The organism is Pseudomonas sp. B21-009 (assembly GCF_024749345.1).
GTDB lineage: Bacteria > Pseudomonadota > Gammaproteobacteria > Pseudomonadales > Pseudomonadaceae > Aquipseudomonas.
In genome coordinates this window covers 2,474,618-2,487,340 of record NZ_CP087199.1, presented here as the reverse complement: position 1 = coordinate 2,487,340, position 12,723 = coordinate 2,474,618, and the positions used below count along the sequence as shown (strand labels likewise).

Annotated in this window: 11 protein-coding genes; 8 read left to right on the top strand and 3 right to left on the bottom strand. The window is 63.6% G+C overall.

Annotated features, from left to right (window positions below):
• Positions 1–262 precede the first annotated feature (262 nt).
• From LOY34_RS11600 to LOY34_RS11585, 4 genes are all read left to right on the top strand, one after another.
• Positions 263–1,426, top strand: a complete 1,164-nt coding sequence (locus LOY34_RS11600) for an isovaleryl-CoA dehydrogenase (RefSeq protein WP_045198521.1) — start codon at positions 263–265, stop codon at positions 1,424–1,426.
• A 132-nt stretch (positions 1,427–1,558) separates the two neighbouring features.
• Positions 1,559–3,163: a carboxyl transferase domain-containing protein gene (locus tag LOY34_RS11595; protein ID WP_045198519.1), complete on the top strand. Its 1,605-nt coding sequence runs from the start codon at positions 1,559–1,561 to the stop codon at positions 3,161–3,163.
• A gap of 2 nt (positions 3,164–3,165) precedes the next feature.
• Complete coding sequence (locus LOY34_RS11590; protein WP_045198517.1) at positions 3,166–3,984, top strand: gamma-carboxygeranoyl-CoA hydratase; 819 nt, start codon at positions 3,166–3,168, stop codon at positions 3,982–3,984.
• Positions 3,981–5,936, top strand: coding sequence for an acetyl/propionyl/methylcrotonyl-CoA carboxylase subunit alpha (locus LOY34_RS11585; protein WP_195883841.1), 1,956 nt, complete (start codon positions 3,981–3,983; stop codon positions 5,934–5,936). Before LOY34_RS11590 ends, LOY34_RS11585 begins: the two co-directional genes overlap by 4 nt.
• A gap of 45 nt (positions 5,937–5,981) precedes the next feature.
• Here LOY34_RS11585 and LOY34_RS11580 read toward each other — a convergent pair whose 3' ends face one another.
• Positions 5,982–6,683, bottom strand: coding sequence for a LexA family transcriptional regulator (locus tag LOY34_RS11580; RefSeq protein WP_195883840.1), 702 nt, complete (start codon positions 6,681–6,683; stop codon positions 5,982–5,984).
• A gap of 89 nt (positions 6,684–6,772) precedes the next feature.
• Between LOY34_RS11580 and LOY34_RS11575 the strand changes: the two genes are divergently transcribed.
• The 4 genes from LOY34_RS11575 (at position 6,773) to LOY34_RS11560 (ending at position 10,686) form a co-directional block, all read left to right on the top strand.
• Complete coding sequence (locus LOY34_RS11575) at positions 6,773–7,105, top strand: DUF6124 family protein (protein ID WP_045198511.1); 333 nt, start codon at positions 6,773–6,775, stop codon at positions 7,103–7,105.
• Positions 7,106–7,550: 445 nt separating this feature from the next.
• Complete coding sequence (locus LOY34_RS11570; RefSeq protein WP_195883839.1) at positions 7,551–8,063, top strand: DUF4880 domain-containing protein; 513 nt, start codon at positions 7,551–7,553, stop codon at positions 8,061–8,063.
• Positions 8,064–8,112: 49 nt separating this feature from the next.
• A complete protein-coding gene (locus LOY34_RS11565; RefSeq protein WP_195883838.1) occupies positions 8,113–9,261 on the top strand; it encodes a M14-type cytosolic carboxypeptidase in 1,149 nt (382 codons plus the stop codon).
• A gap of 108 nt (positions 9,262–9,369) precedes the next feature.
• Positions 9,370–10,686: a hypothetical protein gene (locus LOY34_RS11560; RefSeq protein WP_195883837.1), complete on the top strand. Its 1,317-nt coding sequence runs from the start codon at positions 9,370–9,372 to the stop codon at positions 10,684–10,686.
• On the opposite strand, the gene LOY34_RS11555 is transcribed toward LOY34_RS11560, so the two are convergent.
• Both LOY34_RS11555 and LOY34_RS11550 read right to left on the bottom strand, forming a co-directional pair.
• A complete protein-coding gene (locus tag LOY34_RS11555) occupies positions 10,683–11,180 on the bottom strand; it encodes a PaaI family thioesterase (RefSeq protein ID WP_045198503.1) in 498 nt (165 codons plus the stop codon). The genes LOY34_RS11560 and LOY34_RS11555 overlap by 4 nt on opposite strands.
• Before the next feature lie 109 nt (positions 11,181–11,289).
• Entirely contained in the window at positions 11,290–12,699 is a 1,410-nt protein-coding gene (locus LOY34_RS11550) for an amino acid permease (RefSeq protein ID WP_195883836.1), read from the bottom strand.
• Between the last annotated feature and the right edge of the window lie 24 nt (positions 12,700–12,723).

The window sequence follows — 12,723 nt, the reverse complement described above, 5'->3', positions numbered from 1 at the left end:
CCTTTTTGTGGTTGTTCTGGGAGCTGATTCAAGCGCGACTTACTCTGGCGCATATTTACGTTAACGTAAAGGTCATGGCGAGATTGACAGCTAACGATGGCAGGTTTACGTTAACGTAAAGGTTACTGACAATCAGGGTTTGTGTTGTGAGGCTATCGCGGGGCAAGCCCGCTCCCACAAAGAACTGTAGGAGCGGGCATAACCTGCGATGAGGCCAGCACAAGCACCCTTAATCCAAGAACAATCAACAATAGGTGCCCGCATGCGTTATCCGACCCTGAACTTCGCCCTGGGCGAAACCATCGACATGCTTCGCGACCAGGTGCAGTCCTTCGTCGCCGCAGAGCTGGCGCCGCGCGCCGCGCAGATCGACCAGGACAACCTGTTCCCCGCCGACATGTGGCGCAAGTTCGGTGACATGGGCCTGCTGGGCATCACCGTCAGTGAAGAATACGGCGGCGCCGGCCTGGGCTACCTGGCCCACGTGGTGGCCATGGAAGAAATCAGCCGCGGCTCGGCCTCGGTCGCCCTCTCCTACGGCGCCCATTCCAACCTCTGCGTCAACCAGATCAACCGCAACGGCAACGCCGAGCAGAAAGCCAAGTACCTGCCCAAGCTGATCAGCGGCGAGCACATCGGCGCCCTGGCCATGAGCGAGCCGAATGCCGGTTCCGACGTGGTATCGATGAAACTGCGCGCCGAACAGCGCGGCGACCACTTCGTCCTCAACGGCAGCAAGACCTGGATCACCAACGGCCCGGACGCCAACACCTACGTGATCTACGCCAAGACCGACCTCGACAAAGGCGCCCACGGCATCACCGCCTTTATTGTCGAACGCGACTGGAAAGGCTTCAGCCGCAGCAACAAGTTCGACAAGCTGGGCATGCGCGGCTCGAACACCTGCGAGCTGTTCTTCGACAACGTCGAAGTACCCAAAGAGAACATCCTCGGCGTGCTCAACGGCGGCGTCAAAGTACTGATGAGCGGCCTGGACTACGAGCGTGTGGTGCTCTCCGGCGGCCCGACCGGGATCATGCAGGCCTGCATGGACCTGGTGGTGCCCTACATCCACGACCGCAAGCAGTTCGGCCAGAGCATCGGCGAGTTCCAGCTGATCCAGGGCAAAATCGCCGACATGTACACCCAGCTCAACGCCAGCCGCGCCTACCTGTACGCCGTGGCCCAGGCCTGCGACCGCGCCGAAACCACGCGCAAGGACGCCGCCGGGGTCATCCTCTACACCGCCGAGCGCGCCACCCAGATGGCCCTTGAGGCGATCCAGATTCTGGGAGGCAACGGCTACATCAACGAATTCCCGGCCGGCCGCCTGCTGCGCGATGCCAAGCTCTACGAGATCGGCGCCGGCACCAGTGAGATCCGCCGGATGCTGATCGGCCGAGAACTCTTCCAAGAGACGCGCTGAAGCGCTTAGCAGCAAGCTACAAGCGGCAAGTCGATGCAGCCCGCTCAGTGCGGACGGCTCGCGACTGCCGCCATAACACAGATCAGTCTTGCAGCTTGAAGCTTGTCGCTTGATTCTGCGTGAGGAACCACAATGATCATCAAGTCTCACATCAATCCGAAGTCAGCAGAGTTCGCGCAGAGCTACGCCGCCATGGCGAACCAGGTCGACGCCTTGCGCAGCCTGATCGCCCAGGTGCACCAGGGCGGTGGGCCCAAGGCCCAGGAGCGGCACACCTCGCGGGGCAAACTGCTGCCACGCGAACGTATCGACCGCCTGCTCGACGCAGGTTCGCCGTTCCTTGAAATCGGCCAGCTGGCCGCCCATGAGGTGTACGGCGAAGACGTCCCGGCCGCAGGCGTGATCGCCGGCATTGGCCGGGTTGAAGGCGTCGAATGCATGATCGTCGCCAACGACGCCACGGTCAAAGGCGGCTCCTACTACCCGCTAACGGTGAAAAAACACCTGCGCGCCCAGGCCATCGCCCTGCAGAACCGCCTGCCGTGCCTGTACCTGGTGGACTCCGGTGGCGCCAACCTGCCGCGCCAGGATGAAGTGTTCCCCGACCGCGAGCACTTCGGGCGGATCTTCTTCAACCAGGCCAACATGAGCGCCCTCGGCATTCCCCAGATCGCCGTGGTCATGGGCTCGTGCACCGCCGGCGGCGCCTATGTGCCGGCCATGGCCGACGAAGCGATCATGGTCCGCCAGCAGGCGACGATCTTTCTTGCCGGCCCCCCGCTGGTCAAGGCTGCCACCGGCGAAGTGGTCAGCGCCGAAGACCTCGGCGGCGCCGACGTACACTGCAAAACCAGCGGCGTCGCCGACCACTATGCCGACAACGACGAACACGCCCTGGCCATCGCCCGGCGCTGCGTGGCCAACCTCAACTGGCACAAGCTCGGCGAGTTGCAGCAGCGCGCGCCGGTGGCGCCGCTGTACAGCAGTGAAGAGCTGTACGGCGTGGTGCCGGCCGATGCCAAGCAGCCGTTCGATGTGCGCGAGGTAATTGCGCGGCTGGTCGACGGCTCGGTATTCGATGAGTTCAAGGCGTTGTTCGGCACCACTCTGGTGTGCGGCTTTGCCCACCTGCACGGGTATCCGGTAGCGATCCTGGCCAACAACGGCATCCTCTTCGCCGAAGCCGCGCAAAAAGGCGCGCACTTCATCGAACTGGCCTGCCAGCGCGGCATCCCGCTGCTGTTCTTGCAGAACATTACCGGCTTCATGGTCGGCCAGAAGTACGAGGCCGGTGGCATCGCCAAGCATGGCGCCAAGCTGGTCACCGCGGTGGCCTGCGCCCAGGTGCCGAAGTTCACCGTGATCATCGGCGGCAGCTTTGGCGCCGGCAACTACGGCATGTGCGGCCGCGCCTACGACCCGCGTTTCTTGTGGATGTGGCCAAACGCACGGATCGGCGTGATGGGCGCCGAACAGGCCGCCGGCGTGCTCGCCCAGGTCAAGCGCGAGCAGAGCGAGCGCAGCGGCCAGGCCTTCAGCGCCGAAGACGAAGCGCGTCTGAAGCAGCCGATCCTCGACCAGTACGAGCACCAGGGCCACCCTTACTACTCCAGCGCCCGGCTGTGGGACGACGGCGTCATCGACCCGGCGCAAACCCGCGAGATCCTTGGCCTGGCGTTGTCCGCGGCCCTCAACGCACCGATCGAACAGAGCCGTTTCGGCATTTTCCGGATGTGACCATGAGCGACTTCACTACCCTTGAACTGATCAAGGACCCCCGTGGTTTCGCCACCCTGTGGCTGAGCCGGGAAGACAAGAACAACGCCTTCAACGCACAGATGATCCGCGAGCTGATCATCGCCATCGACCATATCGGCGCCGACAGCAGCCTGCGTTTCGTGCTGCTGCGCGGCCGTGGCCGGCACTTCAGCGCCGGTGCCGACCTGGCCTGGATGCAGCAGTCGGCGCAACTGGACTACAACACCAACCTTGACGACGCCCGCGAGCTGGCCGAGCTAATGTACAACCTGGCGCGGCTCAAGGTGCCGACCCTGGCGGTGGTGCAAGGCGCAGCCTTTGGTGGCGCCCTGGGCCTGATCAGCTGCTGCGACATGGCCATTGGCGCCAGTGACGCGCAGTTGTGCCTGTCGGAAGTGCGCATCGGCTTGGCGCCAGCTGTGATCAGCCCGTTCGTGGTCCAGGCCATGGGCGAGCGCGCCGCGCGCCGCTACGCCCTCACCGCCGAACGCTTCAGCGGTGAGCGCGCCCGTGAGCTGGGCCTGCTGGCCGAAGCCTACCCGGCCGCCGAGCTGGAACAGCAGGTCGACAACTGGATCGACAACCTGCTGCTCAACAGCCCGCAGGCCATGCGTGCCAGCAAGGAGCTGCTGCGTGAAGTCGGCCCCGGCGAGCTGACCCCGGCCATCCGCCGCTACTGCGAAAACGCCATCGCCCGCATTCGCGTCAGCCCTGAAGGCCAGGAAGGCCTGCGCGCCTTCCTGGAAAAACGCAGCCCGGCCTGGCAGGGCCAACCGTCGCACAAGGAGCCGCGCCCATGAGCCGCACCCCGTTGACCACCCTGCTGGTCGCCAACCGCGGCGAGATCGCCTGCCGGGTGATGCGCACCGCCAAGGCCCTGGGCCTGACCACTGTGGCCGTGCACAGCGCCATCGACCGTGAAGCGCGGCACAGCCGCGAAGCTGACATTCGCGTCGACCTCGGCGGCGCCAAGGCCGCTGACAGCTACCTGGACATCGACAAGCTGCTGGCCGCGGCCAAAGCCAGCGGCGCCCAGGCGATCCACCCCGGCTACGGCTTTTTGTCCGAGAACGCAGGCTTTGCCCGTGCCATCGAGCAGGCCGGGCTGATTTTCCTCGGCCCACCGGCCAGCGCCATCGATGCCATGGGCAGCAAGTCGGCGGCCAAGGCCCTGATGGAACAGGCCGGCGTGCCGCTGGTGCCGGGTTATCACGGCGAAGCCCAGGACCTGGAAACCTTCCGCGCCGCCGCCGAGAAAATCGGCTACCCGGTGCTGCTCAAGGCTACCGCTGGTGGCGGCGGCAAAGGCATGAAGGTGGTCGAGCACGAAAGCCAGCTCGGCGAAGCCCTGGCCTCGGCCCAGCGTGAAGCGCAGTCGTCGTTCGGCGATGCGCGCATGCTGGTGGAAAAATACGTGCTCAAGCCGCGCCACGTAGAGATCCAGGTGTTCGCCGACCAGCACGGCAACTGCCTGTACCTCAACGAGCGCGACTGCTCGATCCAGCGCCGGCACCAGAAGGTCGTCGAAGAAGCCCCTGCCCCGGGCCTGAGCAGCGCCCAGCGCCAGGCCATGGGCGAAGCGGCGGTCAAGGCCGCCCAGGCCATCGGCTATGTCGGTGCCGGTACTGTGGAGTTTCTGCTCGATGCCCGCGGCGAGTTCTTCTTCATGGAGATGAACACCCGCCTGCAGGTCGAACACCCGGTCACCGAAGCGATCACCGGCCTGGACCTGGTCGCCTGGCAGATCCGCGTCGCCTGTGGCGAGCCATTGCCAATCACCCAGGCGCAGGTGCCGCTCAACGGCCATGCCATCGAAGTGCGCCTGTATGCCGAAGACCCGGCCAATGACTTTCTCCCGGCCACCGGCCACCTGGCGCTGTACCGCGAGTCGGCGCCGGGCGAAGGCCGACGGGTGGACAGCGGCGTCAGCGAAGGCGACGACGTCTCGCCGTTCTATGACCCGATGCTCGGCAAACTGATCGCCTGGGGCGAAACCCGCGAGCAGGCGCGCTTGCGCTTGCTGGCGATGCTCGACGAGTTTGCCATCGGCGGGCTGAAAACCAATATCGCCTTTCTGCGGCGCATCCTCGCCCACCCGGCATTTGCCGAGGCCGAGCTGGATACCGGGTTCATCCCGCGTTATCAGGAACAATTGCTACCGGCACCGCAAGCCTTGCCGGCGGCGTTCTGGCAGGCGGCGGCCGAAGCCTTCATCCAGAGCCAGCCGCTGCGACCGCGTGACGATGACCGTCACTCGCCGTGGGCCGCCAACAACGGCTTTCGTGCCGGCGTGCCGGCGCAGGTCAGCCTGCACCTGACCTGCAACGGTGAAGCTCGGGTCATCAACCTGACTCAGACGGATGCATCGAAGCTGACCCTGGACGGCGAGCAGCTACTGATCGACGAAGACGGCCTGCGCCGCCGGCACCTGGCAATCCGCCGTGGCCAGACCCTGTACCTGCAATGGGACGGCGAGCTGCACAGCGTCAACCGCTACGACCCGATTGCCGAGGCCGATGCCAGCCACAGCCATCAGGGCGGCCTTGGCGCGCCAATGAACGGCAGCATCGTACGGGTGCTGGTGGAGGTTGGCCAGGCGGTGGAAGCTGGCACGCAGCTGGTGGTGCTGGAAGCCATGAAGATGGAACACAGCATCCGCGCGCCCCATGCCGGGACGGTCAAGGCGCTGTTCTGCCAGGAAGGCGAGATGGTCAGTGAAGGGGCTGTGCTGGTGGAGCTGGACGAGGCTTGAGCGCCTCATCGCGGGGCGGCGACCTGCCCCGCGATGAGATTCAGCTCAAAACTTGACCAATGCCTGCACCACCACCCCCAGCAACTCACACTGCTCGCTGCACAAGGCCTTGGGATAGGTCGGGTTGAGCGGGCGCAAGTAGCGCTGGCCGCCCTCCTCGCTCAACTGGCGAAAACTCGTCGCCGTGCTGCCTGGCGAACGCGCGATCACCAGTTTGCCGGGTTCGGCCGCAAGCCCGGTATCGACCAGGATCAGCATGCCCTCCGGCACGCTCAAGCCCAACGGCGCGGTCATCGCGTCGCCTTCGACCCTGAGCCAGAACGCCCGCCCCTGCGCTTTATAGTCGGTTGACTGCAACGGCGTGTCATCGGCCACCTCAACCGGGTCAAGATTGCCCCAGGCCAGAATCGGGTAGCGAAAATACAGTTCGTGCTGTAGGCCATCGGCGCCAGCCAGAGTAGTCGGGTTGCCCGATACCGTGTAGGAACCGTTGCTTTCCGACACCTGATTGGGGAAAACCATCTGCAGCGGCGGCAGCCCCACTTCCACCAGAATCTGGTTGAGCACCCGCAGTTTCGGCTCGCGCTCCTCGCGCAGCCAGTGGCCCACGGCGCCCTGGGTGACTCCGATGCGTTCGGCGAGATTTTCCTGCGTGACTTTCAGTTCACGCATCCTGGCTTTAACCAGGTCAGTCCATTTATCCATCGCTGGCACGATACGGACTGCCTTCTGGCGCTCAATACACATATTGTAGTATTTAAACAATAGTCATAACTACAGAGCGTATTAATATCTGCCAACACCTTTCATCGCTTACCCAAACAGCAGGCAGACGCATGAAACCGATATCCCCTGAAACGGACCTCAGCCTTGATTCCGAAGCATTAAGTAACAGTGATGCCGCCCGGCGCGCGCTGGATTACTACCTCAACCCGGCACCGGTGACCTTTGGCCCCGACGAGCCGCTGCTGGTCGCCCGTGAGGGCCTCAGCAGCGCCCAGGCCACCGCCCATGCCAGCAATATATTGCGCTGCGCTGCCGCCACCGCCTACGAATCGGCTGACGGCATGCAAGGCGTACCGCGCGACCTGGCGCTGGCGTCGATGCACATGATCAACATGGCCAGGGCCATGCTCGAGCGCACGGCAGCCAATCAGGAGCATTCCTGAGCCTGTTGCAGAACGTTACGTGGGAGTCGACCGAAGGCGGGTGCTGGTGTCCGCCGGTCAGGAGGGAGCGCACTGCGTAAAAGTTTTTACGCAATGACAGAAAATTCATTTGACTTGCAAATGATAACGATTATTATTGCTCACAACTGGTCGCGAGACTGGTTGGATAAACTGAAAGCCCTTAGGTCGGACTCTCAGATTATCTCCTCATCAGGCTAATCACGGTTTTTGACCCGGCTTTTTGCCGGGTCTTTTTTTTGGTCTTCAGGCTAATGAAGATGGGTGTTGCTTGAATGGCCGCGATGATAGCAAATGAATGTCGCACAGTGAATGGTTGTAACAGCGCTTTGCGGAATTAGCACTTGAGAATCAATCTCGTTATGAATAAGCTGTTGCAGCGTCAAGGAAGACGCCCCCACTCCACCGACCAGCAAGGAGCTTGTACATGACCCGTCTGTTGCTGCCCCTTGAACACAATCCCCTTTCCCACCATCTGGCGGACGATGCCCTGCTGCAGCGCCTGAAAAAGCTGCCGCGCCGCGTTCAGCAGGTATTTCTCCTCAGCCGCCTCGATCAACTGTCGTTCGCCAGCATTGCCGAGCGCCTCGACCTGCCGGCCATCACTGTCGAGCGCCACATGAACCAGGCGCTGCAGATTGCCCGCGAAGAGCGCGACGCCCTGGCGAGCATCGCCGGCCAGTGGTACGTACGCCTGCAAAGCCCGAACGTGACGGCCAGCGAACGCATCGATTTTCGCCGCTGGCTAGACAGCGCCCCGGCACACCGCGAGGCGTTCCACGCCACCGAGCTGCGCTGGCGCTCGCTGCTGGCTCCGGCGCGCCAACTGGGCGAGGACGGCTGGTACCGGCAACCACGCGCCGCGCTGTCGCTGGGCGGTTGCTCGGTGGCCATCGGCCTGGGCCTGGCGGCATTGGCAGCGATCGGTTTCTGGTCCTGAGCCAGGCGTGTAGAGTAGTTGCCACAACAACTCTACATGGAGCCTGGTGATGACCGTGACGCTGTCCCCCCTGCACATCGACTGCGATTTCGATTCCGGCAACATCCTCGTCAAGGATGCCAGTGACCCTGCACGGGTGCGCCTGGAGATCCGCCCCGACACCCGCAGCGAGCACTTCCAGTGGTTCCACTTCAAGGCTGCGGGGCTGACCCCGGGCCAGACCCATGGTTTTGTCCTGGAAAACGCCGGTGCCTCGTCCTACCACGAGGCCTGGAGCGGTTACCAGGCCGTGGCCTCCTACGACCAGCAACAGTGGTTCCGGGTGCCCACCACTTTCGACGGCAAGGCCCTCGAATTCAGCCTCAAGGCCGAACAGCCCCAGGCCTGGTTTGCCTATTTCGAGCCCTACCCGCGCGCGCGCCACAATCAGTTGATTGAACGCGCCACCAGCCTGCCTGGCGTTGAACTGCTGGCCACCGGCCGCAGCGTCGAAGGCCGTGACATCCGGTTGCTGCGCGCCGGCGACGGCGCCGCAACCAAGCGCAAACTGTGGATCATCGCCCAGCAGCACCCGGGTGAGCACATGGCCGAGTGGTTCATGGAAGGGGTGATCGACCGCCTGCAAGACAATGACCCGACGATTCGGGCCTTGCTGCAGGAAGCCGACCTGTACCTGATCGCGAACATGAACCCCGACGGCGCCATCCACGGCCACCTGCGCACCAACGCCAAGGGCCAGGACCTGAACCGCGCCTGGCAGGATGCGAGCATCGACAAGAGCCCGGAGGTATTCTTCGCCCAGCAGCAGATGAAGCTGCACGGCGTCGACCTGTTCCTCGACGTGCACGGCGACGAAGAAATCCCCCACGTGTTCACCGCCGGCTGCGAAGGCAACCCCGGCTACAACGCGCGTATCGCTGCCCTGGAAACCACCTTCCGCGACAGCCTGTGCAAGCGCACCGTGGACTTCCAGCAGGTCCATGGCTACCCGCGCTCCGCCCCTGGCCAGGCCAATATGACCCTGGCCTGCAACAGCGTCGGCCAGGCCCATGACTGCCTGTCGCTGACCCTTGAGATGCCGTTCAAAGACCACGACGACGCGCCCAACGCCGAAACCGGCTGGAACGGCCAACGCAGCAAGGACCTGGCCAGCGCCGTGCTCGACGTGTTCGCGAAGATGGCCGCTACCCTGCGCTAAACCTGCTGGCGAGCAGGATCAACCGCCCTGGCAGGCAAAGCAAAGACCTGCCGGGGCCTTCGAACCCTAAATGGCGGCCACCAACGCCTCCTTTAGGGAACCTGCGCCATGACCACCCGCCTCCCCCATTTGCTCAAGGGCACCAGCCTCAGCCTGCTGCTGGCCCTGCCCCCGGTTCAGGCACTTGAGCTGTATGCCGATGACGACCCCCACCTGAACGCCAACTTCCTCGCCGTGTACGGCCTGTTCAACAGCCGCAAGAATTACGACGACACCCCAGGCGGCTCGTCCTGGCGCGAAGGCTTTATCAAATATGGCTTGAGCGCCGACCAGCGCCTGGGCGAACTGGGCACGGTTTATGGCACCGCCAACCTGGTCAGCTCGGCGACCTGGGGCGACGGCGATGCTGCCGGCATCAGCGATGGCAGCGAACGCACGACTAAATTCGACGAAGCCTTCGCCGGCTGGCGCTCGGGCAAACTGATCCCGGCACTGGGCGAGGATGGCCTGGACCTGTCGTTCGGTCGCCAGGTCATCACCCTCGGCGATGGCTTCATCATCAACGACGACGGCCTGAACTTCGGCAAGGGCCCGGCCGACGGCGAGCTCAATCGCGGCGGCGCCTATTACCTGGCCGCCCGCCATGCTTTCGACAAGACCGCAGTACTGCGCCTGGGCGCCAAGGATGGCCTGCATGGCAGCCTGTTGTGGATGAAGTCGGACAACCGCGCCCAGGCCAACAGCGAACTGGCCGCCGGCACCCTGGCCTACAGCGCTGCCCCCGGCACCCTGGAACTGACTTACATTCGCGGCCTGAATGTCGATGATCGCTATGCCAGCGAGTTCCAGAAACAACGTGAAGGCATGGACATCTACAGCCTGCGCGGCGCCGGTGATGCTGGGGTCGAGAACGCGCATTTCGCCTTCGAATATGCCTGGCAAAACAAGCACGCAGGGCCGGAGAAAGCCTGGTACGCCGAAGCCGGCTACACCTTTGCCGAGGTGCCCTGGCGCCCGGACCTGACCTACCGCTACAGCCGCTATTCCGAAGGCTGGGACTCGATGTTCAACGGCATGAACCGCGGTTACGGCACCTGGTTCCAGGGCGAGGTCACGGGCAACTATTCAGGCCCGTTCAACAGCAACAACGACGTGCACTTTGTCGGCCTCAAGGCCACCCCGGTCGAGGCCCTGACCCTGGGCGTGCTGCTGTTCAACTACAAGACCCTGCACGAGCGCGGCACGCTGAACCTCGACGGCCGCGAGCTGGACCTGTACGCCGAATGGGCGGTCAGCGAGCACCTGATCATCAGCCCGCTGCTGGGCCTGTACCAGCCGCGCAAGAGCAGCGATGACGGCGGCAACCAGGTTGGCGGCAATGGCACCAACGTCTACAGCCAGTTGACCATTGCCGTGCCGTTTTAAGCGGTGCCGTGGGCCTTGTGCTTGAGCTTTTCGGTGTCGACCCGGACGAACACCGAGTCGGCGCTGACGGTCAGCACGTCGTCGGCCCAGACTTCGCAGATCACCCGGCTCTTGCGCCCCACTTCACCCTCGACCCGGGCCTTGAGCAGCAGCTCGACGCCCATCGGCGTGGGTTTCAGGTAGGTCAGGTTGAGCTGGCCGGTGACGCAGTCGATACGCGGCAGGCTGCCCGGCTCGCGGCCTTCGGCGCGGTAGTGGTAGGCCATGGCGGTCCAGTTCGAATGGCAGTCGACCAGCATCGCCAGCAAACCGCCATAGACCAGCCCCGGCCAGCCGAGGAAGGTGCTGTCGGGCGAGTGCCGGCACAGCAGGTGGATACCGTCGGCGTCCCAGTGGCTTTTCAGGTGCAGGCCGCTGGGGTGGGAACAGCCACAGCCGTAGCAGACGCCTTCGGGGGCGGCCAGTTCCTGCAGGGATAAGGCTTGGGTACTCATAGGCTTCCTGATTGTCTGTTTTTTAAAGGGAAAGCAACGCCGATAGTAACGCCGGACAACGAAAAAGCCCATGAACCGGTCATGGGCTTTTGCCGTGCCAAGCGCCGCGCTAGAGGCCTTTGGCCGATACCGACGGGCTGCCGGCCGGCTCGCTGGCCGGTGTTTTACGGCGGGTCAGCGAGATCAGCAGGATGGCCAGGGTCACCCCCGCGGTCATCAGGGTTTCATAGCGGTAGGCCGGGCTGATCAGCATGTAGCCGAGCACCAGGGTAATCAGGCCGATGACCAGCCAGGTCAGCCACGGGAACAGCCACATCTTGAACGCAAGCTCAGTGCCCTGGCGATCGGTGATGGCGCGCATGCGCAGTTGCGACACAGCAATCACCAGGTACACCAGCAAGGCGATGGCGCCGGTGGTCGAGAGCAAAAAGCCGAAGACCTTGCCGGGGAACACGTAGTTGACCAGGCAACCGGCAAAGCCTGCGAAGGTCGAGAGAATCACCGCCACGGTCGGCACGCCATTGCCGGAGATACGCTTGGTCATCTTCAGCGCCTCGCCCCGCGAGCCCAGCGAGTAGAGCATGCGCGAGGCGGTATAAAGCCCCGAGTTCATACAACTGGTCACCGCCACCAGCACCACCAGGTCGACCATCAGCTTGGCGCCCGGCACGTTGAGCACTTCCAGCACGCGCTGGAATGAGCCAACGGCCTTGAGGCCCGGGTCGTTCCAGGCTACCAGCGAAACGATGAAGAAGATCGAGACGATGTAGAAGATCGCGATGCGGTACACCACCAGGTTGGTGGCCCTGCGGATCTTGTCCTTGGGGTTGGACGTTTCGTCGGCGGCGATGGTGACGATCTCGGCGCCGAAGAACGAGAAAATGGTCACCAGCACGCCGCCGAGCACCGCGCCAAAACCGTTGGGCATGAAGCCGCCAGTGGCCCACAGTTGCTGCACGCCGGAGACTTCGGCCAGTGGCCAGAAGCCGAACACCGCCAGGGTGCAGACGCCAATAAAGGCAAGAATGGCAATGACCTTGATCAGCGCGAACCAGTACTCGAACTCGCCGAAGTTCTTCACGCTGATCAGGTTGGTGCCCGACAGCACGATCATGATCAGAAAGGCGAACAGCCACGACGGCACGCCGGGGAAGTAGGCATGCAGGATATCGGCACCGGCAATCGCCTCGACCGGAATGATCAGCACCCAGAACCACCAGTACAGCCAGCCGATGGTAAACCCGGCCCAGGGCCCGATGGCCTGGCTGGCGTAGGTGGAGAACGAGCCGCTGTTGGGGTTGGCGATGGCCATCTCCCCGAGCATGCGCATCACCAATAGCACCAGCAGGCCGGTCATGGTGTAGGAAATCAGAATGGCCGGCCCGGCGGTGGCGATGGCCGTTGACGAGCCAATGAACAGCCCGGCGCCGATGATCCCGGCAATGGAGATCATCGACACCTGGCGCGAGGTCAGACCGTGTTGCAGCGAACGCTGTTTCTTTTGTTGTAGCGATGCCATGGGTAACCCTCTACTGCTTGTTCT

What these genes read in the sequence shown, in the direction of transcription:
- LOY34_RS11570 (WP_195883839.1), top strand. Translation starts at nt 7,551, where the DNA reads ATGACCCGTCTGTTGCTGCCCCTTGAACACAATCCCCTTTCCCACCAT.
- LOY34_RS11575 (WP_045198511.1), top strand. Translation starts at nt 6,773, where the DNA reads ATGAAACCGATATCCCCTGAAACGGACCTCAGCCTTGATTCCGAAGCA.
- LOY34_RS11565 (WP_195883838.1), top strand. Translation starts at nt 8,113, where the DNA reads ATGACCGTGACGCTGTCCCCCCTGCACATCGACTGCGATTTCGATTCC.
- LOY34_RS11585 (WP_195883841.1), top strand. Translation starts at nt 3,981, where the DNA reads ATGAGCCGCACCCCGTTGACCACCCTGCTGGTCGCCAACCGCGGCGAG.
- LOY34_RS11600 (WP_045198521.1), top strand. Translation starts at nt 263, where the DNA reads ATGCGTTATCCGACCCTGAACTTCGCCCTGGGCGAAACCATCGACATG.
- LOY34_RS11580 (WP_195883840.1), bottom strand. Translation starts at nt 6,683, where the DNA reads ATGTGTATTGAGCGCCAGAAGGCAGTCCGTATCGTGCCAGCGATGGAT.
- LOY34_RS11560 (WP_195883837.1), top strand. Translation starts at nt 9,370, where the DNA reads ATGACCACCCGCCTCCCCCATTTGCTCAAGGGCACCAGCCTCAGCCTG.
- LOY34_RS11555 (WP_045198503.1), bottom strand. Translation starts at nt 11,180, where the DNA reads ATGAGTACCCAAGCCTTATCCCTGCAGGAACTGGCCGCCCCCGAAGGC.
- LOY34_RS11590 (WP_045198517.1), top strand. Translation starts at nt 3,166, where the DNA reads ATGAGCGACTTCACTACCCTTGAACTGATCAAGGACCCCCGTGGTTTC.
- LOY34_RS11595 (WP_045198519.1), top strand. Translation starts at nt 1,559, where the DNA reads ATGATCATCAAGTCTCACATCAATCCGAAGTCAGCAGAGTTCGCGCAG.
- LOY34_RS11550 (WP_195883836.1), bottom strand. Translation starts at nt 12,699, where the DNA reads ATGGCATCGCTACAACAAAAGAAACAGCGTTCGCTGCAACACGGTCTG.